Source organism: Actinosynnema sp. NPDC037264, from assembly GCF_055603705.1.
Genome location: NZ_JBVJVK010000007.1, coordinates 96,664 through 119,593, shown reverse-complemented (window position 1 = coordinate 119,593; position 22,930 = coordinate 96,664). Strand labels below are relative to the sequence as shown.

The following is a 22,930-nucleotide window of genomic DNA, read 5'->3' as shown; positions in this document are numbered from 1 at the left end:
GGGCCGGCGTCAGGTGGACGTGGTCGCGATTCCCGGCCGGGCGCCGGTGGGCAGTCGGGTGTCGGCCGGTGACCTGATCCGGTGACCGGCACGGGCCGCGCCCGCACCAGCCCGAACGGGGACTACCGGTGCGCCGCCGGTCTCGCCGTCGGCACGTCGGCCCGCAGCGCCGCGAGCGCGTCGGCCAGGGTGGGGTGGATGTCGACCGTCTGGCTCACGAGGGTGATCTCCAACGGGCGCAGTACGGTGCGCCGGTCGGTCGCCAGCACGAGCGGCACGCGCAGGCGTTGGGCGCGCACGACCGCGTCCACGACCAGTTGGATGCCCGCGGAGCCGAAGAAGTCGACCTCGGCGAGGTCGAGGACGAGGCCGGTGGGCCGGCTGTTCAGCTCGTCGGTGATGGCCGCGCGAACCGGCTGTTCGCAGGCCATGTCGATCTCACCGACGATCGCGACCACGGCGATGCCGTCGTGATCGGCTCTGCGGGTGGTCGTCACCGGGATGATCTCGGCGCGGGTATCGGTCACGGGGCACTCCTCGGTTGGTACCAGAACCAACAACCGAGCTTCTGCTCAACCCGAATCGTCGCTCCGCGTTACGCGTGGTGGCGGCTGGACTCCACCCACGATACGACCCCACCCGGACAACCACAACCGCTCACCTGCGCCGACGTGCGCCGCGGTCGGCGCAGGCCCAGGTCACGCGGACCGCCCGGCACGCGAAGGTCATCGCTCGAACCGCGCGGCCGGGGTCAGGTGCGGGTCGAGATCATGGCGTCGATCCGGTACTGGGCCAGGCGGTGCAGCATCTCGGCGAGCGCCTCCGGCTGGATCCGGCCCTCCAGGTCGAGCCGCGCGTCGGTGACGGTCCGGGCCACGACCTCGCGGGACACCCGGCCGCCGAAGTGCGCGGCCAGCGTGACGGTGGTGACGCGGCAGAGCTGGTCCGGCTGGTGGGGGTCGTCGACCACGGGCTGCTCCTGTTCCGTCTCGGGGTTCGTCGCCCATCCTGCGGGAACCGGCTGGTGGATGACCTGACGAGTAGCTGACGAATGGTCACCTCGGGTGTCGGGGCCGAGGCGGTAGCCGGCGCCGCGGACGGTGAGGACGAGGGCGGGGTCGGTCTCCACCCTGCGGCGCGGTCGGCGGACGTGGACGTCGAGCAGCCGGGTGTCGCCGAAGTAGTAGTGGCCCCGGACGCGGTGCAGGAGCTGCTCGCTGGTGACGATCCTGCCGCACGTCGTGGGCGCGTGCGCCGGATCGCAAGTCGAACGCGAGGTCCACCCGTGCCGTCCCCAGGTCGACCGCGGTTGTCAGACTCCTCCGCATGGCACGAACCAGGCGGGCGGCACCCACGCCCGAGCACGGGGGCGACCCGTTGGCCGGGGTGGCGGAGAGGGCCAGCCGTGACGCGCACGGCGTGCCCGCCGACCTCCTCAAGGGGTACCTGGAGGAACTGGACGAGGTCAGCGCGACCAGGCGGCAGCTGCGGCCCGACCAGCTCCAGGTCCGCCGCGACGTCGGCGCCCGGGCGGCGGAGCGCGGCGTGACCCTGCACGGGGTGATCGACCTGCACCTGAGCGCCACCTGGCTGGCGTGGCGGTCGTTGTCCGGTGTGCGGCGGGCGACCGACGCCGACGCCGTCCGCGCGGCGGGCGAGGCGGTGTTCAAGGCCGCCGACGCGGCCGCCACGGCGATCGCGGAGGGCTACGAGGAAGCGCAGCGCTGGTCGGTGCGCCAGGAGGAGTCGTTCCGCCGGGAGTTCGTCGACGACCTGCTCGACGGGCGCAACCTCGGGCAGCTCGCGGAACGGGCGGAGCGGTTCGGGCTCCGGCTGGCCGGCAGCAACGTCGTGGCGGCGGTCCGCTCGGCGCGCCCGGTGGTCGACGGCGGCGAGGTGGCCCGCGCCGTGGAGACGTCGCTCGGACTGCGGCTGGATTCCCGCGGCGTGCTGGTCACCACCAAGGAGGGCCTGCTGGTCTGCGTCGCGCCCGGCACGATGCCCGACGTGCCGGGCGAGTTCGTGCGCCAGGTGGGCGAGGTCCTGGGACCGGACGCCGCCTGGCGGGTCGGCCTCGGCCGCGCCCACTCCGGTCCCGGCGGCGTGCTCCGCTCGTTCGAGCAGGCGACCCACGCCCTGGACATCGCCGAACGGCTGGACCTGCCCGGACACGTGCACAAGGCCGCCGACCTGCTGGTCTACCAGGTGCTGCTGCGCGACAGCGCCGCGTTGGCCGACCTCGTGTCGGTCGTCCTGCAACCCCTGCGCGGCGCGCGGGGCGGGGCCGGGCCGCTGCTGGACACGCTGTCGTCCTACTTCGCCAACGGCCAGGTGACGGCTGCCTGCGCGCGCGAGCTGCACCTCGGCGTCCGCACGGTGACGTACCGCCTCCAGCGCGTCGCGGAGCTCACCGGGTACACCGTGGACGACCCGACCCAGGCGCTGTCGCTCCAGGTCGCGGTGCTCGGCGCGAAGCTGCTCGACTGGCCGACTTCCGACGACCGGGCCCGGTGACGGCCGGGGAGCGGTAGGTCGGCGCGGACGCCGCCGATCGGCGGCGGACGACGCGGCCGGGTGGCGGAAGGTCGGGCCGCCGTCTGCCACATGGGGTGCACGGGGTCCGGAGTGGGACGCCCGGTCGCCGTTCAGCGGGCCGAAAGCCCTTACCTGGGTGTCCGATTCGGACCCGGGTGCCGGTAACGTCGCCCCGGCACGAGTACCGGGGGCGAGTGCGAGGCGAGGTGCGGGGCATGGCAGGGCAGGCCGAACTCCTGCTGCGCCGGTTCGGTCGTCGGCACGCGGCGGTGGTGCGGCTGGCGACGGTGCTGCCCATCGGCGCGATCGCGATGCTCCGGGTGACACCGGAACACCTGCCGGCCACCGCGTCGGCCGTAGGCGTCGCCGTGGTGTGGACCTGCGGGTACGCCTGGTGGCTACAAAGGACCGACGGTGGCCTGCCGGTCGCGGTGGACGTGGTGGTGCTGCTCGGCGTGTGCCTGAGCATCTTCGCGACCGACGCCGTCGAGCGCACCAACGTCGGGTGGATCAGGCTCCTCGTCGCGTTCGCCTGCGTGACCTACCAGTGGCACACGTCGCCGCGCGCGGGAGCCGTCGCGGCGCTGGCGACCGGCGGAGGGCTGGCGGTCGCGGTCACCGCGGCCGGGTCGGCGGACAACGACCTGCTGATCTCGCAGGTGTGGACGCTGGTGGCGGCCGGGCTGTCCCGGGCCGCGTGGCAACTGGTCCGCCGCGCCGCCGAACAAGCCGACCGGGTGGCCGCCGACGCCGCCCGCGCGCGGCGCGACTCGTCGGTGGCGGCGGCCGTGCGAGCGGAAGAACGGGAGTTCGCGGCGGCGCTGCACGACACCGCCGCCGCGACGCTGCTGATGGTCGGCAGCGGGCAGGTGCGCCGGGACAGCGCCTGGCTGGCGCCGCAGGCCCGCCGCGACCTGGACCGGCTGCGCTCCGGCCGCGCCGACACCTCCCGGCACACCGACCTGGTGCGGTTGCTGGCCGTCGAGGTCGAGGCCGTGCACCTGGACGTCGACTTCGACGCGCCCGCCCGGCTGCCGCTGCCCGCCGACGTGGCGACGGTGTTCGCCGACGCGACCCGTGAGGCGCTCAACAACGTCCGCCGGCACTCGGGCACCTCGCAGGCCTCCATCCGGCTCGGCGGCGACCGACGGCGGTTGCGCCTCGACATCGCCGACGGCGGCAGGGGTTTCGCGCCCGACGCGGTCCCGGTGACCCGGCGCGGGTTGCGGGAGTCCGTGCACGGCAGGCTGAACCGCATCGGCGGCACGGCCACCGTCCTGTCCACGGTCGGCGCGGGTACCGTCGTCCGGTTGGAGTGGCGTGATAGTGGTGAGTGACCCCGTCGGCGGGCGCACGCGGGCCCGGCTCCTGTTCGGCTTGCGGGTCGCGACCCTGCTCGTGACCGCCGTCGTGGTCGGCGTGCTCGGCCTGGCGAATCTGTTGCGCCGCTGGGAATCCCACGACCTGCCGCTCGTGCAGCTGGCCGCGTTCGCCGCACTGGCCGCGGTGCTCGCGGGCGAAGCGGTGCTGCTCGCCCGGCGACGGCCGTGGGGCAGGCTGCGCCCGCTCGCCGTCGCCGTGGTGCTGGCCGCGTCCGCGCTGGCCGCCGTGACGCTGCCCGAGGAGCGCACCGCGAGCGCCGTCGACTGGGCGTTCGGCGCGGCCAACTGGGTCGGCCTGGTCGTGCTGCTGGACCGTCCGCTCCGGACGGTCGTGGCGTTCCTGGCGGCCCACGAGCTGATCGCCCTGTCGAACATGCTCCTGTTCTCCGACGTGGACAAGGGCGACCTGGCGCGGCTCGCCACGGGCTCGGTCACCGTGATCGGTTTCCCGCTGTGCCTGGCGGTGGTGGCCGCCGTGCTGCACCGGATCGCCGCGGACGCCGAGACCGCCGCCGCCGAGGTCGAACGGGTGCGCACCGCGGAGGCCGTCGCGGCGGAGTCCCACCGGCGCAGGCAGCAGCGGTTCGCCGAGCTGTCCGCCGGCGCGATCCCGCTGCTGGAGGGCCTCGCCGACGGCTCGCTGGACCCCGAGGACCCCGCGGTCCAGCGGCGCGGGGCGATCGAGGCCGCCCGGATGCGGCGGCTCGGCGCGGAGTCGGACGTGGTGACGAACCCGTTGCTGCACGAGCTGCGGCACTGCGCGGACGTGGCCGACCGCAAGGGCGTCGTGGTGGAGCTGGAAGCGCGCGGCCACTGGCCGACACCGCCCGTCGCGGTCCGGCGCGACCTGACCGACGCCGCGCTCACCGCGCTCGCCACGGCCGGCTCGTGGGCCCGCGTCACGGTGGTCGGCGACCAGGGGTTGGTGTCGGTAAACGTGGTCGCGGACAGCGGCGAGGTCGCGCCGGCGAGCCCGGCGACGTCCGACGTGCGGGTCGAGGTGCTCGGCAACGGTGCGACGGTGTGGGTGGAGGCGACGTGGCAGCCGACGGCGTGATCACGGCGGTGATCGTGGACGACCACGCGGCCATCACCGCGGGCGTGCGGTACTGGTGCGAGCAGGCCGTCCCGCCGATCCGCCTGGTCGACGCGGGCACCCGGCTCGCCGAGGTGTGGACCGGTCCGGGCGCCGACGCCGACGTGGTGATCTTCGACCTGGAGCTGGTGCCGGGCCGGCCGGACTTCGCCGAGCTGCGCAGGCTGGTGGACAACGGCCGCCGGGTCGTCGTCTACTCGCAGCACGCGGACACCGCCACCGCGCTCAAGTGCGTCGACCTCGGCGCGTTGGCGTACTTGACCAAGCGGGAAGGGCTGGACCACCTGATCCCGGCGATCAGGGCCACCGCGAACGGCCTCCCGTACACCGCGCCGTCGTTGTCGGGCGCGCTCGTCGCCGACGACGCCCCGGACCGGCCACGCCTGTCACCGCGCGAGGTCGAGGTGCTGCGGGCGTGGTTCACCTCGTCGTCCAAGGACCTCGTCGCCGCCAAGCTCAACATCACCGTGAAGACGGTCGACACGCACATCGCGCGCGTGCGGGTGAAGTACGCGAACGTCGGGCGGGCGGCCCGCACCAAGAGCGAACTGGTGAGCCGGGCGCTCGACGACGGGCTGGTGACGCTTGCGGAGCTCAACCGAACCGTTAACCCGTTGTAGGGCGTTCACCCGACACCGCGGGGTCCGGCGCCCGCGTACGGTCGTGACCCGGAGGTCGCCGGCGGATCTTCGCCTGCGCACCGCGCCTTCTGTGGGGTAGGCGCGGTCCGCGGTCGGGCCGCTGCGCTACCGGGAACATTTCGCCGGGAAAACGCGGGTGGTATTGCAGATGGGATACACGACGGCCTCGGTCGGGGAGGTCGGATGACGCACCCCGGTGCGCCACGGCAATTCCCTCCGGCCGGCCACCACCCGCAGGCGCCGCAGCAGGGGCAGTTCCCGCAACCCGGACCGCCTCCGCCGCAGTGGGGACCGGGGATGCCGGGGGGACCCGGGATGCCGGGCGGGCAGTGGGGGCCCGGGGGACCTGGCGGGCCGGGGATGCCTGGCGGGCCGGGAATGCCGGGGGGACCGGGCGGGCCGGGGATGCCTGGTTGGCCGGGGGGACCGGGCGGGCCGGGGATGCCGGGCGGACCGCCGGCGCGGCGCGGCGGGAAGGGGCCGCTGATCGCGGTGCTGGTCATCCTCCTCGTGCTGGGCCTGGGCGTCGGCGGGTACTTCGTGTACGTCCGGCTCGACGGCGACACCGAGGCGAAGCCGGTCGTGGACACGTCCGAGGACCTGGAGAAGGCCCCGATCGGCTGCGCGATGCTCGACGAGGCGGAGGTGGCCCCGCACATCCCCGGCCGCATGGACTACAGCGCGGGCGGCGTCAACCCGGGCGCGGGGCCGGAGCACGACCAGGGTCAGTGCGGCTGGAACAACCAGGGCAGGCTCGCCAAGGACAACGTCCGCGGCGCCTTCGTGATCGTGACCAGCTACGTCTACCACGCCAACCACCAGCTGTCCGGCGTGGACAAGGCGAAGGAGCACATGGAGGACCGGGTCCGCAACGGCGTCGCGGTGCACGTGGAAGGCGCCGACGAGGCCGAGCTCGTGGCCCAGGAGAAGGTCAAGTGGTCGGCGGAGATCGTCGTCCGCTACCGCAACGTCGTCTACTCCGTCGCGTACTCCAACCAGACCGAAGGGGCGAACGTGGAGGCCGGCGCGACCACCCTGGCCGCCACCGCGATCGGCAAGGTGGTGAAGGCCGAGGAGGACTGACCGGGCCTCAGTCGGACGCGGCCAGGTGGTGCCGCAGGCGGGCGTGCCGGAACTGGTAGACGGCGCCGGTCTGCCGCAGCACGCCACGTCGGTGCGTGTCGTCGAGGAACCGCATCAACCGCCACGGCAACCGCCCGCGCAACGCCCACCAGGCCAGCGAGGCCGCGTACAGCACCGAGGCGTTGTTGACCACGCAGCCGAGCCCGGTGCCGAGGCCGAAGCTCAACGCCACGGCCACCACCGGGGCGCCGACGGACTTGCCCAGCACGACGACGGCGAACACCAGGGGCAGCTGGAACGCCACGGCCCAGGCGAGCAGCCACACGGCGGTCGACGCGACGTCACCCCGCAGGGACCTGCCCGGTCGGGGCACGCTGAACCGGTCCGGCGGGGCGGTCAGCCAGGCGCCGAGGCCCAGGGCCACGGCCGTCATCACGCCGAGCGCGAGGGGCCCCGTCCACAGGTCGCGGACGTCGCGGACCCCGTACACGGCCGCCGCCGGGAGCATGGCGGCGGTCGTGACCACCAGGCCGAGCGCCATCCTGGACGCGACGGCCTTGCCACGCCCGTGCAGGCGCAGGCCCGTCCGGTGCGGTGGGCGGTCCACCGACAGGGCGACGGCGACCAGGAGCGCGAGCCCCACCCCGGCCGTCGCGGTCGTGCCGGGGGAGCTGGGGTGCTTGTAGTTGATGAAGAAGACCGCCGCGCCGAGCACCACGGGTGCGAGGAGCAGGTGACGCCACGGCGCCCGCCGCCGCACCGTGCCGATCAGCCAGGTGAACGAGACGCCCAGCGCGAAGCCGACCGCGACGGGGGAGGTCTCGCCGGTCGTCGCCCGGAACAGCGCGCCGGTGACGACGGCCGCCAGCACGAGGCGCGGCCGGGGCAGGCGCCACCAGGCGATGTCGCCGGCCGCGTTCGCGGCGGCGTGGCGGGCCAGGAAGCCGAGCCAGCGGCGCGCCCGGTCGGCGGGGTAGTGCGCGGTGGGCGACGGCAGGGGCGCGAGCTTCGGCGGCGGTGTCGGCGGGTCGCCGTAGACGGCGGTCACCAGCGAGTCGAGCAGGTGCCGTTCCAGGGCGGTGTGGTCGGCGAACCGCCGCCGGTCGACCAGCTCCGCGGGGTCGCGGTCGGGGCGGCCGTAGACGGCGCGCGCGAGGTTGATCGTCAACGGCGTGGACAGCGACCGCGCGAGCACCGGGTCCCGGTTCGCGCGCAGGTGGTCGAGCACCGGGGTCCAGCGGCGGACGACCTGCGGCAACGAGGCGGAGAAGAACTCGATCGCGTCGTCGGTGGCGACCGGTTCGAGCTCGACCACCGTCGCGGCGGGCAGCCCCACGCCGCCGGTGCGCACCGCGGCCTCGTACTCGTCACCGCGGCAGGTCAGGACCAGCGGCCGGCCGGGGCCGAACGCGTGGCGCACGCCCTCCAGCGCCGGCGCGAGCAGGTCCGGCGGCAGCTCGTCCAGCCCGTCGAGCAGGGGCAGCAGGCGCTGCTCGACCACCAGGCGGCGGGCCGCGTGACGCCCGTAGGCGCCGCGGTCGCGCAACGCCGGGTAGTCGGTCTCCAGCCGCCGGATGATCCAGTCCTCGAGGTGCTCGTTGTGCGGGTTCCACGAGGAGGGGGACAGCAGCACCGGCACGGGCTCGCCGGGCGCGCGGCGTTCGAGCAGGTCCAGGGCGAGCAGCAGCGTGGTCGCGGACTTGCCCGCGCCCGGCGCGCCGAGGACCACCAGCTGCCGGTCGGGGAGCGCGGTGAACAGCCGGGCCAGGTCGTCCAGGTCGCCGCCGGCGGTCGCCGGCGCGTCCGGGTAGGCGACCTGCCTGCGGGTGGGCGCCCAGCGCAGGCGCAACGGCTCCGGTCGGCGCAGCGAGCGGACCGCTGCTTCGGCTTCCCACTGCCGGCGCACCACGGCCGCCAGGAGGTCTGCGGCGTCGTCCAGGACGGGCCGCGCCCGGTGGGTGATCAGGTCGCCGTTGATCACACCGGCTTGGACGACGGTGTCCGCCTGCCCGCCGAATCCGTTGTGCACGACCCGTGGCCCGAATCGATCACGCCGAGGAACACCCATGTCGCCCCCTTGCCGCCCACCCCCTGTTCGGACGGTACCGGGACGATCACGAACTGTTAACAGCACAGCGTGAATTCACACTGACGGGGCTTCGAGCCGGAATTCGAGCAGGCACCGGTGATCGGTCAGGTCGGTCACGGTGTCGAGGACCAGGCCGTGCGCCGAGCCGAGCGCGCGGAACTCGTCGAGCCGCCGCTCGCGCCCGCCGAAGATCACCAGCATGTCCAGGTCGCTCGCGCTGCTCGCCCGCAGCCCGCCGATCCCTTCGACGACCAGCACGCGTCCGCCGGGGCGGGCGGCCTCGACGCACCGGCCCAGGATCCGGTCGGCGTGCTCGTCGTCCCAGTTGTGCAGGACGTCGAAGAGCACGTAGGCGTCCGCGCCTGCCGGGAGCGGGTCGAAGAAGCTGCCGGCCGCCACCTCGGCCCGCGCGTCGAGACCGTGGGCGTCGAACGTGCGGCGGGCCCGCGCGGCGGTCGGCGCGAGGTCGACCAGGTGGCCGCGCATCCCGGGGTGGGCGAGGAGGATCGCGGCGAGCAGGCCGCCCTCGCCGCCGCCGACGTCCACCACGGTGGCGAACCGGGACCAGTCGACACCGGCGACGATGCGGGGGATCTGGGCGCGGAACCGGTGCGTCATCTGGCGGTCGAACGTCGCGCGCAGGTGCGGGTGCTCGTCCAGGTCGCGGTAGAAGTCCTGCCCGTACCGGCGCGGGTAGGCCGCCCGGCCGGTGCGGACGCTGTGCGCGAGCTCGACGAACGCCAGTTCGGCCCGCCCTCCCGCGCTGTCCAGGTTCAGGAGGTCGGCGAGGCCGTTGCCGGCGTCGGCGCGCAGGTTCGCGCCGTACGCCGTCGTCCGGTAGCCGGTGGGGGTGCGTTCGACCACCCCGAGGGTCGCGAGGTGGGCGAGCAGGAGTTCGAGGGCGACCGGGTCGACGTCGAGCTCGACCGCGAGTCCGCCGGCCGGGGAACCGTCGCCGAGCAACCGGTCCGGCAACCCGAGGGTCACCGCGACCCGCAGCGCCATCGGGGTGGCCAGCCCGGCCAGGTCGCGGATCGCATTCACGTCGTTGTCGTGTTGTCCCACGAAAATCCACCCTCTCAGGACTGTCAAAGGAAAACCTTCTCCCCGACTTGCCGGAACGGCAAGATTTCGTGCCCGTCCGGGATCTCGCTGACGACACTGGCCGCACCACCGGCACGATCACGCGCCGCTCGTCCGCGACAGCGCGGGGGACCGGGCCGGTGAACGCCGTCGTCCGAGGACAGGAACACATGAACCCCGCACCACGACCATCCCGCCGCCTGCCCAAACCGGTGACCGTCGCGCTGGCCCTCCTGGTCGCCGCCGCCACCGCCTGTTCCGCACCGCCCGCCCCCGAGGTTCCCGCGCACGCGCGGGCCACCCACGCCGACGCGCGGTTCACCGACACCTTCCGGCACGAGTTCGCCGACGTCGACGGCGTACGGATGCACTACGTGACCGGCGGCCGCGGCACGCCCGTGGTGCTGCTGCACGGCTGGCCGCAGACCTGGTTCGGCTGGTGGCCGATCATGCCCGCGCTCGCCGAGCACCACACCGTCTACGCGATCGACCTGCCCGGCCTGGGCGACAGCACCGGCGCACCGACCGGCTACGACAAGGCCACCCTCGCGCGGTACGCGCACGCCCTGGTCGCCGACCGGCTCGGGGTGCGGGACGCGAGCGTCGTCGGGCACGACCTCGGCGCGGCGGTGGCGTTCCAGTACGCCGCGCAGTTCCCCGCCGACACCGCGCGGCTCGGCTACCTCGACCTGCCGCTGCCCGGCCCCGCGATCGACGCGGCCGCGTACCGCTCGCTGAGCTGGCACATCGCCCTGCACGCCCAGCCGCGGGTGCCCGAGGCCGTGGTCGGCGACGACGTCCGCGAGTACCTGGCGCTGTTCTACCCCCAGGTCGCCTTCGGCGGAACGGCGTTCGGCGGCACGTCGGACCGGTCGCCGTTCACCGACGCCGAGGTCGCCGAGTACGCGCGGACCTACAGCCGGCCGCAGGCCCTCTCCGGTGGCTTCGACCTCTACCGCGCCCTCGACCAGGACGTCCGCGACGCGGTGGCCGCCGCGCCGGTGCGGGCGCCGACCCTGCTCATGACCGCTCAGGGGCAGCTCGACGCGATCAGGGCCACGGTGGCCCCGCGCGTGACCGACATCGTGCGGGCGGTCGACGTGCCGAACGCCGGGCACTGGCTGGTCGAGGAGAACCCGCGGTTCGTCACCGACGAACTGCTGCGCTTCCTCGCGGGCTGAGCCCGCCGCCGGTCCGCGGAGTTTTCTCCGACGACTTTCCGCCGCGATGTCGATCCGGGCCGCCGCCGTTCGACTCAAGGGTGACAGGACACGATCGACAGCCGGGGAGACGACGATGAGGGCAGGACGACGCGAGTGGTCGGGGCTGGCGGTGCTGGCGCTGCCGACGCTGCTGCTGTCGGTGGACATGAGCGTGCTGCACCTGGCGGTCCCGCACCTGGCCGCCGACCTGCGCCCGAGCAGCACCCAGCTGCTGTGGATCATCGACGTCTACGGCTTCATGATCGCCGGTTTCCTGGTCACGATGGGCACCCTGGGTGACCGGATCGGTCGGCGGAAGCTGCTGATGGCGGGCGGCGCCGCGTTCGGCGTGGCCTCGATCGTGGCGGCGTTCACCACCAGCCCGGAGCTGCTGATCGGCGCGCGGGCCGTGCTCGGGATCGCCGGCGCGACGCTGATGCCGTCCACGTTGGCGCTGATCAGCAACATGTTCCAGGACCCGGGTCAGCGGGGCACCGCGATCGCGGTGTGGATGAGCTGCTTCATGGGCGGCATGGTGATCGGGCCGGTCGTCGGCGGCGTGCTGCTGGAGCACTTCTGGTGGGGCTCGGTGTTCCTGATGGCCGTGCCGGTGATGGTCCTGCTGCTGGCCGCCGCGCCGAAGCTGCTGCCGGAGTACCGCGACACCGCCGCCGGGCGGCTCGACCTGCCGAGCGTGGTGCTGTCGCTCGGCGCGATCCTGCCGGTCGTCTACGCCCTCAAGGAGACGGCCAAGGCCGGCGTGTCGCCGGTCAACGCGGTCGTGCTCGCCGTCGGCGTGGCGGTCGGCGCGGTGTTCGTCCGCCGGCAGCGCGGCCTGGCCGACCCGGTGCTGGACCTGAGGCTCTTCCGGGTGCGGGCGTTCGCCGCGGCGGTGAGCATCATGCTGGTCGGCGCGCTCACCATGGGCGGGGTCTTCCTGCTGGTCAGCCAGTACCTGCAGATGGTCGCCGGGCTGACCGCGGTGCAGGCCGGGCTCTGGCTGGTGCCGCAGGCGGGCGCGGTGGTGGTCGGGTCGCTGATCGCGCCGCGGCTGGCGCGGCGGTTCCGGCCGGAGTTCGTGCTCGGTTTCGGGATGCTGGTCGCGGCGGGCGGGATCGTGCTGTTCACGCAGGCCACCGGCGCGGGCGGGGTGGCGTTCGTGGTGGCGGGCATGTCGATCGCGAGCTTCGGGATGGGGCCGCAGGGCGTGCTGTGCACCGAGATGGTGGTCGGCTCGGTGCCACCCCGGAAGGCCGGGGCCGCGTCGGCGATGTCGGAGACCAGCGGCGAGTTCGGCATCGCCATGGGGATCGCGGTGTTCGGCAGCGTCGGCACGGCCGTCTACCGCGACCAGGTCGCCGTGCCCGAGCAGGTGCCCGCCGAGGCCGCCGCCCTGGCGACCGACAGCATGGCCGGCGCGCTGCGGGCGGCGGGCGCCCTGCCCGAGCCGGCGGCCGACGCCGTGCTCGCCACCGCGCGGGACGCCTTCACGTCCGGGCTGCACACCGTCGCCGTCGTCGGCGCGTCGGTCGTCGTGGTGTTCGCGGTGGTCGGCATGATCGCGCTGCGCGGGACCGGCCGCGTCGAGGAGCCGGTCCCCGCCCTGGAGAGCAGCTGACCGCTCAGGCCGGGGCGCGCAGCGACGCGACGGCCGCCGCGATCCCCTTCTTGTCGTAGCTGTTCGTGGGCAGCGTGGCGCCGTGGGCGTGGCGGACGACGCCCTGGCGGTCGACGAGGACGCTGCCGGACTGCTGCAGCGACCCGAAGACCTTCCGGCCCAGGCCGACGACCTCGTGCGGGCTCTCGCGGCGGCCGGTGAGGACGGGGAACGGGATCCGGCGCTTCGCCTTCCACGCGGCCGCCGCCTCGCGGTCCTCCGGCACCGCGATGAGGACGCGGACGTCGTCGGCGGCCAGCTCGTCGGCGCGGTCGACGAGGTCGCGGACGTGCAGGTTGCAGACCGGGCACGACGTCGATCGCACGAAGAAGAGCAGCACCGCGTGCCGTCCCCGGTAGTCGGACAGGCTGACGGCCTGCCCCGCGGTGTCTTCCAGGGCCAGGTGCGGTGCGGGTGATCCGGCTTCGAGCACGGTGGGGTTCCTTTTCGGAGCGGGGTGGTCGGGAAGGTCAGATCCGGTCGGAGGACGAGGGCGGGACGGCCCCGCCACCCAGGCCGAGCCGGAGCGCGGTCCTGGCCCGGTGCAGGTGGGACTTCATCGCCGGGGTGCTCAGCCCGAGCGCCTCGGCGACCTCCCGCCCCGGCCGGCCCAGCACGTCGCGCATGACCAGCACGCGGCGCTGGACGTCGGGCAACGCCCGGATCGCCGCCGCCACGCGTTCGGCTTCCAGCCGCCTGAGCACTTCGTCCTCGGCGGAGGCCACCGGGACGTCGTCGGCCTCGTCGTAGCCGTCGAACAGCCGCCGGGCGCGGCGCAGGCACTCGTGCCGGACGACCCGGAACATCCAGGACGCGAGCGCCGCCGTGGCCCGCAGGGAGCCGATCTTGCGGTAGAGGACGATCAACGCCTCCTGCGCCGCGTCCTCGGCGTCCTGCGGCGACGCGCACAGGTGCCCGGCGAAGCGCAGCACGTGCGGATGGGCGCCGTGCACCACCGCGGCGAGCGACTCCAGGTCACCGCCCTGCGCGGCCTCGATGAGCTGCTCGCTCGCCCAACCGCGGTCGACCACGTCCACCCCCGCCGCACGTGTCCCTCTTGTCGTAACCATCGCCCATAAGAGACCCCGACACCGAGAAAGGATTCACCCCGTCGTTCAGACGATCGCGGTCGTGCCGTCGAAGCGGGTGTAGGTGAAGCCGTCGAACTCCTCGGTGAGGGTGCGGCGCAGGTCGGTGAGCACGTGGTCGGCGACCGCCTCGCCCAGGAGCAGCCCGGCGGTGGTGTCGGAGCGCCAGTGCACGCCGGCGAAGTTGCGGCCGTAGGCGGCGTTGAAGGCGAGTTTGTCCAGTTCTCCGCCGACCGTGAGCGCGGGCCCCCGGTAGCGGCGCAGCGACGTGCCGTCCGCGCTGGGCACGACCGGGTCGCGCAGGACGAAGGACTCGTCGTAGAACGCCTTGAGCACGGTCGCGCAGGCGCCCGCGACGGTGGCGTGCGCGGCGGTGTAGGCGGGCTGGGTGGGACATCCCCGCGGGTAGGCCATGGGCAGCAGCAGGGTGCCGTGCTCGGCGCGGACGCGGTCCGGCGCCTCGGCGTCGAGCAGCTGCGGGTGCAGGGGGTGCTCGATCCGGCCGAGGGCGTGGTTGTGGGCGTGGCCGGCGAACTCCTCGGGCCGGAGCCTGCGGTGCACGCACCACTTCTGGAACCACGCGGCCAGCTGCGCGGCCTGCACGACGCGCGCGACCAGGTCGAGGGGGTGGGACCAGTCGAAGGTGACGCCGGGCCGGGTCTCGGCGCGCAGGTAGGGGTTGTTGCGGTCCCAGGCGTCGGGGCCCTGGTCGATCAGCAGGAGGTTCGCCATCAGGTAGGGCTGCTGGGTGAAGTTCAGGCGGGAGTACTCGGCGAGGTCGCGGCCGTTGCGCGGGTAGCGGGCGGTGCCGTCGTAGGTGCTCTCGCGGGCCGGGTGGTGACCCCGGATGTTCCGCAGCCACTCGTCGTAGTCGGTGAGGTGGTCGTCGCGCGGCGCGGGCACGCGGTAGGTCTGCCTGATCGTCGCGGCGCCGAAGGGGACGTCGCGCAGGAGGAACTGCGAGACGTACGGCCCGTTCAGGGCGCCGGGCATCGGGCCGCGGAACACGGTCGCCGGTGTGACGCGCCCGTGGTCGGTCGGGCCCTCGTAGCCGGTGAGGCGGGACAGGTCGCGGCAGGCGGCGGCGATGAGCGGATCGGTGTCGTAGGCGGTGAACGGCACGTCGCGGCACAGCGCCTGCCAGTACAGCTCGACCAGCTCCGCGGCCGTCGTCGCCCCGGCGAACGGTGGTGGCGGCGGCACGGTCAGCTGGTGGGAGTCGGCGCCGACCAGGCCGTAGGTGAACGCGGCGTGCGGGTTGGTCAGCCCGACCGGCCCGTCCACGACGATCCCGTCCAGGTCGCCGGGTTCGTGGCCGGAGACCGCGCGCACCAGGCTCGCGTAGGCGGCCGGGTCCACACGTCCCAGCTCGTCGTGGGGCAGCCCTTTGCCGTAGTTGCCGATCAGATCGGGGTGGGCCGCTTCGTCACCATTGTCGTGGTGCTGGGCGGCGGGCAACGCACGTTGGCGCGCGGCCGCCTGCTCGCGGATCCGGTACGCCCGGTCCCGGCGCGCGTCCGGCGGCACGGGCTCGCCGCGGACCTCCGCGCGGGCGACGGCGCCGGGCAGGCCGGCGGTGAGCCCGGCCGCGCCCAACCCGCCGAGGACGGCGCGACGGCTGACCGGGCGGTGCTCCGACGCGGTGTGGACCGGTTCGCCCGACGGCACTGCCACGACTGCCCGTCCTGTCCTCGGCTGCGGCTCTCGTCGGCCCGGGGTGTCGGTCGACCTCCCGGGCCCGGGAGCCAGCATCGCGCGAAGCGCCGGCGTCGCGGAACGGCGGAACCGACCGTCCACCCGAAGGTGCGACACCACCCGCCTGCCGCCCGGCATCCTGCGCCGTCACCCGGACGGTGGCCGGACAACCGTTCACCGACGACCGCTCACCGACGACCGCTCACCGGTGAAGCCGGGGCGTGAACGGCCGCCGACCGCCGGGCCGAGGGCGGCGGCTTCTGGATCTCCTCGACGGCCGGTCAGGACGCGTTCGGCAGGGTCACCTGGCCGCGGAACAGGAGGCGGACGCCGTCCGAGCTGATCGCGGTGCGCCCGTGCAGGGTGCGCTGGTTGTCGATCACCAGCAGGTCGCCCGGCTGCCAGCGGTGCTGGTAGAGGTAGCGCGCGGAGTGCAGGTGGTCCGACAGCTCCTCGAAGAACTTGTCCGACGCGGCCTCGTCCACGCCCGCCAGGCGCACCAGCCAGCCGCGCGGCACGTCCGGCGCGAACCGCAGCGCCAGGTTCAGCGACCGGACCCGGCCGTAGTCGCGGGTGGTGGCGATGCCGTACCAGTCGGCGGGCACCTGGGTCGGAGAAGTCCTTGGCGAACAACACGATCAGGTCGACCTGCTCGCCGACCAGCAGCCCGTCGGTGTGCAGCGGCAGCGGGCCGCGGCCGGTCACGACCTTGTCCTCGTCCCGCGACGCGTTGAGCTTGAGCAGGTCGCCCCGGCCCTCGCCGAACTTGTGGTCGACGGGGTAGGTCACCGTCCCCGGAGTCGATGCCACCGGACAGCAACGTCGCGTAACCCGCGCCCGGCTGCCCGTCGGCGATCGCGCCGATCACACCGTCCAATTCGGACAGTTGAGCCTTGCCCGCCGTCAGCGGGTCGTCGCGGTGCGGTTCGCGGAACCGCTCCAGCAGGTCGTCCGACTGCTCGGTGGTGCGGCGCCAACCGGAGGCGGCGAGCGTCCGGCGCTCGCGCGTGGAGTGGCGCAGCCGTCGCACGCCGAGGACCAGCGTCGCCTCGGGGTCCGCGCCCACCGGCACGGGCGAGGTCCGGACGTCCAGGCCCAGCGCCGGCAGCACGAGCGCGGCCAGCAGCAGGTCGGTGAAGTAGGCGAACCCGCCCGGGCCCTCCGGGGCGTAGACCGCCTCCTCGTTGAACACCGACGTGGACGCCGGCACGGAGCCCTCGGCGACGCGGATCACGGTCCGCTGCCCGGGTTCCGCGGGCAACTCGCCGTCCGGCGCGGCGCCGTGCGGTCGTCCGGGTTGGCTCGCCTGGAAAAGCACCGGGACGCGGACGGCGGACCTGCCGCGATCCGCGGTGAACCCCTTGTCGCGCAAGCCGAAGCGCCGACGCCCCCCAGTGCCCCGCCGCGCGTCCCCCGACGTCCGCGCGCGGACGCCAGGGTCGCCCAGGGCCCGTCGCGGGGGCAATGCGCGGCCGGAAACCCTCCCGGATCATGGGAGTCGCGGCTGGCTCACCCGATCGAAGGACGTGCGCGCGATGGATAGTTATGCAACGCTGCGTCGGCCGTCTCGGTGCTCTGTCACCAGAGCGCATGTTGACTATGCAGTGTAAGGTATGTCCATCCATTGGGCGGGGTGGCCGCACACGAGCAGATCTGAGGTGTCCATGACGGAGACGGCGGTGCCGCGGGGCTTTCGCGGGATCACGAAGAACATGGGGCTGAAGGACGTCGGCGACGACTTCGCCGCCGTGGTCTCGGAGGTGCCGGCGCGGTCGGCCGCGGTGTTCACCAAGTCGCGGTTCGCCGGCCCCAGCGTGGTCCTGAGCCGCGAGTCCGCGGCGACGGGTCACTGCCGCGGCATGGTGGTGCTGTCGCGCAACGCCAACGTCGCCACCGGGCGGGCGGGCGTCGCGCACGCCGTCGAGGTGCGCCGGCGCGTGGCCGAGATCGCCGGTGTGGCGCCGGAAGAGGTCGTCATCGGCTCGACCGGCGTGATCGGCCGGCCGTACCCGATGGAGAGCATCCGGGCCAACCTCGACGCGCTCGCGTGGCCGTTCCCGGAAGCCGACTACGAGCGGGCCGCGACGGCGATCATGACCACCGACACCCGCCCGAAGTCCTGCCACGTCCGCGTCGGCGACGCCGTGCTCGTCGGCATCGCCAAGGGCGTCGGCATGATCGAGCCGAACATGGCCACCATGCTGGCGTTCTTCTTCACCGACGCCGACGTCGACGGCGACGAGCTGGACGCCGCGTTCCGCCGCGTCGTCGACCGCACGTTCAACGCGCTGAGCATCGACACCGACACCTCGACCAGCGACACCGCGGCGATCTTCGCCAACGGCCTGGCCGGCCCCGTCGACCGGAACGAGTTCGAGCAGGCCCTCTACGACTGCGCGCTGCACCTCGTGCGGGAGATCGCCTCCGACGGCGAGGGCGCGAGCAAGCTGATCGAGGTGCGCGTCACCGGCGCCCGCGACGACGCGCAGGCCAAGCTGGTCGGCAAGAGCGTCGTCAACTCCCCGCTGGTCAAGACCGCCGTGCACGGCTGCGACCCGAACTGGGGCCGCATCGCCATGGCGATCGGCAAGCTCGAGGACGAGACCGACATCGTCCCCGAGAACGTCCGCATCCTGTTCGACGACCTGCCCATGCACCCCGAGGAGCCGAGCGACGCGCTGCTGGAGCGCGCGGCCAAGTACCTCGGCGCCGACGAGGTCGTCATCAACATCGACCTGGGCATCGCGGACGGCGCGTTCACCGTCTACGGCTGCGACCTCACCGAGGGCTACGTCCGGATCAACGCCGACTACACGACCTGACGACGGCCGGTTCACGGCGACGCCAAGGCGCGCGTGATCTCCGCCTCCAGGCGGGTCACGGTCACGCGCGCCGAGAACAGCCGCTCGGTGTCGAGGTCGACGTCGAAGACCTCCTCCAACGCGGACAGGGCCTGGATCAGCGTCGCCGAGTTCACCCCGCTGGTCTCCCGGACGTCCGCGGCGAACCCGGCGAGCGACGGCTCGTCGACGCCGCGCGAGCCCGCCGACACCGGCGTGTCGACCACCACCACGCGTGCCACCGACGCACCGCACACACGTGCCACCTCGAACGCCAGCGCGCCGCCGAACGACCAGCCGCCCAGCACGAGCGGCACGTCACCGGACCGGACGTCGGCGGGCAGCCGCTCCACGCAGCGGCGGGCGAGGTCGGGCAACGTCAGCGCGTCGTCCGGTTGCGGTCCGTCGAAGCCGACGACGTGCGCCTCGACGTCCACCGGCAGGTCGCGGACCACGGGGGAGTAGCAGGACACCCCGCCACCGACCGGCGGGAAGAGGACCAGCCGCAGGCGTGGCGTCGCCGCCGCACGTGGTTGGTAGGTCCAGATGATCTGGTCCGGTTGACGTGCGTGCCCGCACCGTGCGGCGAGTCCGGCAACGGTCGGGTCGACCATGAAGTCGCCGAACGACACGGCGTACCCGAACCTGGCGCGCAGCAGGGACAGCAGCCGGATCACGTCGTACGAACCGCCGCCCGCGTCGAAGAAGCCGCCCTCGCCGGGCGGCTCGCCCAGCCCTTCCTGCCAGCAGGCCGCGACCTCGTGCCCGACGAGGTCGCGCGGCGGTGGCGCGACACCGACCTGATCGACCGCGAAGCCGCGATGGCCGACTACGTCGAGTCGGTGATGCCCGGCCTGACCCTCGACGACCTCGCCGCGGCCCGCGCCGAGGTGCGCGAGCACGGCAAGGGCCTCGGCGTCACGATCGGCGGGTGAGCAGGCGTGACCGCCGCGGCGGTGCTCGGGTTCGCCGGGCCTGTGCCTGCTGCCGGCCATCACCCCCGGACCGGACACCTTCCTGGTGCTGCGGTACGGCCTGGGCGGCGCGCGGTTCGGCGTGGCCGCGTCCGCGGGGTCGGGGATCGGCTCGCTGTTCTGGGCGGCGGCCGTGGCGCTGGGGTTGGCGGACCTGCTCAGCTCCTCGCCCACCGCGTTCCTGGTGGTGAAGGTCGTCGGCGGCCTGTACCTGCTGTCCTGGGGGTGGTGGGGTTCCTGCAACGCGACCAGGTGGCCGACCCGGGCGATGGCGGCCCGGTGCGGTGGCGGTGGGGGCCGTCGTTCCGGTCGGGTGTGCTCTCCTGCCTGCTCAACCCCAAGGTCGGCTTGTTCTTCCTGGCCGTGGTGCCGCAGTTCCTGCCCGCCGAGGCCATCAACGTGGGCACGATCATGCTGCTCGGCCTGATCGACGCGGTGGTGGCGCTGGCGGCGCCGGCGGTCGGCGCGGCCAGGGCGGTCCTGTGGTTGCGCCGGCCCAAGGTGTCGCGCACGATGGCGGGCCTGAGCTCCGCCGCGTTGTGCGCGCTGGGCGTCGGCACCATCGTCGCGGTCGTGTGACCCGCGATGCACCACCGCTGTGCCGACGGAGTGATCATCCTTTTCCGACCGGCGCCCAACCTGCAGACTTCAGCCATGCGGACGATCGACTGGGTGGACGGCCGGATCATCGCGATCGAGCAGACCCTGTTGCCGGACGTCGTGACGACGCTGCGGATCGACACGGTGGACCAGCTCGTCGACGCGATCAGGAGACTGGCGATCCGGGGTGCGCCCGCGCTGGGCGTCGCCGGCGCGCTGGGGGTGGCGCTGGCCGCCGGCGGTGGCGGGGACGTGCGCGCGGAGGCGGCGCGGCTGCGGGCCGCCCGGCCGACGGCGGTGAACCTCGCCTGGGGCGTGGACCGGGTGCTGGCCCGGCTCGACGAGGGCCTCGACGCGGTGGTCGCCGAGGCCGTCCACGTCCTCGAAGACGACGTCCGCCGCAACCGCGCGCTGGGGCTCCGCGGCGCGCGGTGGCTGGTCGACCGGCTCGGCGGACCGGTCAACGTGCAGACCCACTGCAACGCGGGCGCCCTGGCCTGCGTCGAGTGGGGCACCGCCCTCGGCGTGGTGCGGGCGTTGCAGGAGGACGGCGCGCTGGGCCACGTCTACGTGGACGAGACGCGGCCGCTGCTCCAAGGCAGCCGGTTGACGGCGTGGGAACTCGCCGCGATGGGCGTCGCGCACACCGTCGTGGTCGACTCGGCGGGACCGACCGTGATCGCCAAGGGCCTGGCCGACGCGGTCGTGGTGGGCGCGGACCGCATCGCGGCCAACGGCGACGTGGTCAACAAGATCGGCACCTACCCGCTGGCGCTGGCCGCGGCGCGGGCGGGCATCCCGTTCGTCGTCGCGGCGCCCGAGTCGACCATCGACCTGGCCACCCCCGACGGCGCGCACGTGGAGATCGAGGTGCGCGACCCGGCGGAGGTCGTCGGGGACCGCGCCACCGCCGCGCTGAACTTCGCCTTCGACGTCACCCCGGCCGACCTGGTCACGGCCATCGTCACCGACGAACGGACGATCTGTGGAAAACCGCTGGGCTGAAACGGAAACGCACTCCGACGAGCTGGACGCCTGCGTGTACGGGTCGCGGCTGCTCGGCCGCGAGCCGGACCTCGTGCTGCACGGCGGCGGCAACACCTCGGTCAAGACGTCCACCGTGGACATCACCGGCCGTGCGGTGGACGTGCTGCACGTCAAGGGGAGCGGCTGGGACCTCGCGACCATCGAGCGGGCCGGGTTCGCGCCGCTGCGGCTGGACCGCCTGCGCGAGCTGCTGACCGTGCCCAGCCTGCCGGACTCCGCGATGATGAACGAGCTGCGGTGCGCGTTGCTGGACGCGAGCGCGCCCGACCCGAGCGTGGAGACGCTGCTGCACGCCGTGCTGCCGCACCCGGCCGTGCTGCACAGCCACGCCGACGCCGTGATCACGTTGACCAACCTGGACAAACCGCTGGTGGAGGAGGTCTTCGGCGACCGGGTCGTGGTGATCCCGTACGTGATGCCGGGGTTCGCCCTCGCCCGCACGTGCGCGGAGCTCTTCCCCCGGCACGTCGGTGAGCGCACCATCGGCGTGGTGCTGCTCAACCACGGCCTGTTCACGTTCGGGGAGGACACCAGGCAGGCCTACGACCGGCACGTCGAGCTGGTCGGCGACGCCGAGGCGTTCCTGTCCCGGCACCGGCCCGCGCGGAGGTCCGTGCCCGCGCCCCCGGTCGACCGCCACCGGCTCGCCGGTCTCCGCCGGCGGATCTCGGACGTGGCCGGCGCGCCGGTGATCGTGAGCCGGCACGCCGACGACGCCACGATGGCCTTCGTCACCCGGCCGGACCTCGCCGACGTGGCCACGCGGGGCCCGGCGACGCCCGACCACGTGATCCGCACCAAGCGCGTCCCGCTGGTCGGCGACGACGTCGACGGCTACGCGGCCGACTACCGCCGGTACTTCGACGAGCACGCGGGACCGGGCCTGACCATGCTCGACCCCGCGCCGCGCGTCGTGCTCGACCCCGGGCTCGGCCTGCTCTCGGTCGGCAGGCGGGCCAAGGACGCCGACATCGCCCGCGACATCTACGCCCACACGATCGAGGTCATCGAGCGGGCGGAGGAGCTGGGCGGGTACCGGGCGTTGCCGCCGGCCGACCTGTTCGACATGGAGTACTGGGAGCTGGAGCAGGCCAAGCTGCGGCTCTCCGGCGCGCCGGCCGAGTTCACCGGCGAGGTCGCGCTGGTCACCGGCGCGGCGTCCGGCATCGGTCGGGCGTGCGCGGACGCGTTGCGGGCCAAGGGCGCGAGCGTGATCGGCCTCGACCTCACGCCGACCGAGAGCCGCGCGGACTACCTCGGCCTCCAGGTCGACGTCACCGACCCGGTGGCGGTCGAGGCCGCGATCGACCGGGGCGTGGAGCGGTTCGGCGGGCTCGACGTGCTGGTCGCGTCCGCCGGGGTGTTCCCGGGCGACACCCCGATCGCCGAGCTGGACCCGACCACGTGGCGGCGGACGATGTCGGTCAACGTGGACGCGATCGCCGCACTGTTCGCCCAAGCGCACCCGCTGCTCAAGCTCGCGCCGCGCGGCGGGCGGGTGGTGGTCGTGGCCTCCAAGAACGTGCCCGCCCCCGGACCGGGCGCGGCGGCCTACTCGGCCTCGAAGGCGGCGGTCACCCAACTGGCCAGGGTCGCCGCGCTGGAGTGGGCGGCCGACGGCATCAGGGTCAACGCGGTCCACCCGGACGCGGTCTTCGACACCGGCCTGTGGACCGCCGACGTGCTCGCCCGGCGCGCCGGGCACTACGGCCTGAGCGTCGAGGCCTACAAGCGGCGCAACCTGCTCGGCGCCGAGATCACCAGCGCGGCGGTGGGCCGGGTGATCGCGGAGCTGTGCTCGGACACGTTCGCCCACACCACCGGCGCGCAGGTGCCGGTCGACGGGGGGAACGAACGCGTGATCTGATCCCTCGCCCCGACTCCGCTCCGCCTACCGTGTCCTCTGTGGACGGAGCGG

The 22,930-nt window shown here is 73.9% G+C and carries 21 protein-coding genes and 2 pseudogenes; 12 read left to right on the top strand and 11 right to left on the bottom strand.

The genetic code is table 11. From position 1 onward, the window contains the following. Nucleotides 1–122 precede the first annotated feature (122 nt). From ACZ7GX_RS11480 to ACZ7GX_RS11470, 3 genes and pseudogenes are all read right to left on the bottom strand, one after another. On the bottom strand, nt 123–527 hold the full coding sequence (locus ACZ7GX_RS11480) for an STAS domain-containing protein (protein WP_498775450.1): 405 nt from the start codon (nt 525–527) through the stop codon (nt 123–125). Between the two features lie 224 nt (nt 528–751). Further along, the gene (locus tag ACZ7GX_RS11475; protein ID WP_498775448.1) at nt 752–970 is read right to left on the bottom strand and encodes a hypothetical protein; all 219 of its coding nucleotides are present in this window, start codon (nt 968–970) and stop codon (nt 752–754) included. 96 nt (nt 971–1,066) lie between these two features. After that, nucleotides 1,067–1,234: pseudogene (locus ACZ7GX_RS11470) on the bottom strand (winged helix-turn-helix domain-containing protein); the annotation flags it as partial. A gap of 92 nt (nt 1,235–1,326) precedes the next feature. Here ACZ7GX_RS11470 and ACZ7GX_RS11465 point away from each other — a divergent pair. The 5 genes from ACZ7GX_RS11465 (at nt 1,327) to ACZ7GX_RS11445 (ending at nt 6,737) form a co-directional block, all read left to right on the top strand. Continuing rightward, the gene (locus ACZ7GX_RS11465) at nt 1,327–2,514 is read left to right on the top strand and encodes a PucR family transcriptional regulator (protein ID WP_498775446.1); all 1,188 of its coding nucleotides are present in this window, start codon (nt 1,327–1,329) and stop codon (nt 2,512–2,514) included. 236 nt (nt 2,515–2,750) lie between these two features. Beyond that, on the top strand, nt 2,751–3,872 hold the full coding sequence (locus ACZ7GX_RS11460; protein ID WP_498775444.1) for a sensor histidine kinase: 1,122 nt from the start codon (nt 2,751–2,753) through the stop codon (nt 3,870–3,872). After that, a complete protein-coding gene (locus ACZ7GX_RS11455; protein WP_498775442.1) occupies nt 3,865–4,974 on the top strand; it encodes a hypothetical protein in 1,110 nt (369 codons plus the stop codon). Before ACZ7GX_RS11460 ends, ACZ7GX_RS11455 begins: the two co-directional genes overlap by 8 nt. Beyond that, on the top strand, nt 4,956–5,633 hold the full coding sequence (locus ACZ7GX_RS11450; RefSeq protein WP_498775440.1) for a response regulator: 678 nt from the start codon (nt 4,956–4,958) through the stop codon (nt 5,631–5,633). Before ACZ7GX_RS11455 ends, ACZ7GX_RS11450 begins: the two co-directional genes overlap by 19 nt. A gap of 462 nt (nt 5,634–6,095) precedes the next feature. Beyond that, nucleotides 6,096–6,737 (top strand): hypothetical protein, encoded by a 642-nt coding sequence (locus ACZ7GX_RS11445; protein ID WP_498775438.1) that lies wholly within the window; start codon nt 6,096–6,098, stop codon nt 6,735–6,737. Nucleotides 6,738–6,744: 7 nt separating this feature from the next. On the opposite strand, the gene ACZ7GX_RS11440 is transcribed toward ACZ7GX_RS11445, so the two are convergent. Then, nucleotides 6,745–8,766 carry an NACHT domain-containing protein gene (locus ACZ7GX_RS11440; protein ID WP_498775436.1) on the bottom strand — a complete coding sequence of 674 codons (2,022 nt, stop codon included), beginning with the start codon at nt 8,764–8,766 and terminating at the stop codon, nt 6,745–6,747. Between the two features lie 114 nt (nt 8,767–8,880). Beyond that, complete coding sequence (locus ACZ7GX_RS11435) at nt 8,881–9,891, bottom strand: methyltransferase (RefSeq protein ID WP_498775434.1); 1,011 nt, start codon at nt 9,889–9,891, stop codon at nt 8,881–8,883. Between the two features lie 188 nt (nt 9,892–10,079). On the opposite strand from ACZ7GX_RS11435, the gene ACZ7GX_RS11430 reads away from it, so the two are divergent. Both ACZ7GX_RS11430 and ACZ7GX_RS11425 read left to right on the top strand, forming a co-directional pair. Continuing rightward, nucleotides 10,080–11,090: an alpha/beta fold hydrolase gene (locus ACZ7GX_RS11430; RefSeq protein ID WP_498775432.1), complete on the top strand. Its 1,011-nt coding sequence runs from the start codon at nt 10,080–10,082 to the stop codon at nt 11,088–11,090. Between the two features lie 115 nt (nt 11,091–11,205). After that, nucleotides 11,206–12,729: an MFS transporter gene (locus ACZ7GX_RS11425; protein ID WP_498775430.1), complete on the top strand. Its 1,524-nt coding sequence runs from the start codon at nt 11,206–11,208 to the stop codon at nt 12,727–12,729. Between the two features lie 4 nt (nt 12,730–12,733). Here ACZ7GX_RS11425 and ACZ7GX_RS11420 read toward each other — a convergent pair whose 3' ends face one another. From ACZ7GX_RS11420 to ACZ7GX_RS11400, 5 genes are all read right to left on the bottom strand, one after another. After that, a complete protein-coding gene (locus tag ACZ7GX_RS11420; protein ID WP_498775428.1) occupies nt 12,734–13,201 on the bottom strand; it encodes a redoxin domain-containing protein in 468 nt (155 codons plus the stop codon). A 37-nt stretch (nt 13,202–13,238) separates the two neighbouring features. Further along, the gene (locus tag ACZ7GX_RS11415; protein WP_498775426.1) at nt 13,239–13,838 is read right to left on the bottom strand and encodes an RNA polymerase sigma factor; all 600 of its coding nucleotides are present in this window, start codon (nt 13,836–13,838) and stop codon (nt 13,239–13,241) included. Between the two features lie 45 nt (nt 13,839–13,883). Next, complete coding sequence (locus ACZ7GX_RS11410) at nt 13,884–15,530, bottom strand: vanadium-dependent haloperoxidase (RefSeq protein WP_498775424.1); 1,647 nt, start codon at nt 15,528–15,530, stop codon at nt 13,884–13,886. 302 nt (nt 15,531–15,832) lie between these two features. Continuing rightward, complete coding sequence (locus tag ACZ7GX_RS11405) at nt 15,833–16,156, bottom strand: TauD/TfdA dioxygenase family protein (protein ID WP_498775422.1); 324 nt, start codon at nt 16,154–16,156, stop codon at nt 15,833–15,835. Beyond that, nucleotides 16,096–16,785, bottom strand: a complete 690-nt coding sequence (locus ACZ7GX_RS11400) for a hypothetical protein (RefSeq protein WP_498775420.1) — start codon at nt 16,783–16,785, stop codon at nt 16,096–16,098. Before ACZ7GX_RS11400 ends, ACZ7GX_RS11405 begins: the two co-directional genes overlap by 61 nt. A gap of 430 nt (nt 16,786–17,215) precedes the next feature. Between ACZ7GX_RS11400 and argJ the strand changes: the two genes are divergently transcribed. Next, a complete protein-coding gene (argJ, locus tag ACZ7GX_RS11395) occupies nt 17,216–18,373 on the top strand; it encodes a bifunctional glutamate N-acetyltransferase/amino-acid acetyltransferase ArgJ (RefSeq protein ID WP_498775418.1) in 1,158 nt (385 codons plus the stop codon). 11 nt (nt 18,374–18,384) lie between these two features. Here the strand turns inward: argJ and ACZ7GX_RS11390 are convergent, their stop codons facing one another. Then, the gene (locus ACZ7GX_RS11390) at nt 18,385–19,386 is read right to left on the bottom strand and encodes a thioesterase domain-containing protein (RefSeq protein WP_498775689.1); all 1,002 of its coding nucleotides are present in this window, start codon (nt 19,384–19,386) and stop codon (nt 18,385–18,387) included. 25 nt (nt 19,387–19,411) lie between these two features. On the opposite strand from ACZ7GX_RS11390, the pseudogene ACZ7GX_RS11385 reads away from it, so the two are divergent. The 4 genes and pseudogenes from ACZ7GX_RS11385 to ACZ7GX_RS11370 all read left to right on the top strand — a co-directional run. Continuing rightward, nucleotides 19,412–19,537: pseudogene (locus ACZ7GX_RS11385) on the top strand (LysE family translocator); the annotation flags it as partial. 56 nt (nt 19,538–19,593) lie between these two features. Beyond that, nucleotides 19,594–19,944 carry a LysE family transporter gene (locus ACZ7GX_RS11380; RefSeq protein WP_498775416.1) on the top strand — a complete coding sequence of 117 codons (351 nt, stop codon included), beginning with the start codon at nt 19,594–19,596 and terminating at the stop codon, nt 19,942–19,944. A 75-nt stretch (nt 19,945–20,019) separates the two neighbouring features. Further along, nucleotides 20,020–20,970, top strand: coding sequence for an S-methyl-5-thioribose-1-phosphate isomerase (gene mtnA, locus ACZ7GX_RS11375; RefSeq protein ID WP_498775414.1), 951 nt, complete (start codon nt 20,020–20,022; stop codon nt 20,968–20,970). Beyond that, nucleotides 20,951–22,879 (top strand): bifunctional aldolase/short-chain dehydrogenase, encoded by a 1,929-nt coding sequence (locus tag ACZ7GX_RS11370; protein WP_498775412.1) that lies wholly within the window; start codon nt 20,951–20,953, stop codon nt 22,877–22,879. Before mtnA ends, ACZ7GX_RS11370 begins: the two co-directional genes overlap by 20 nt. The last annotated feature ends 51 nt before the right edge of the window (nt 22,880–22,930 follow it).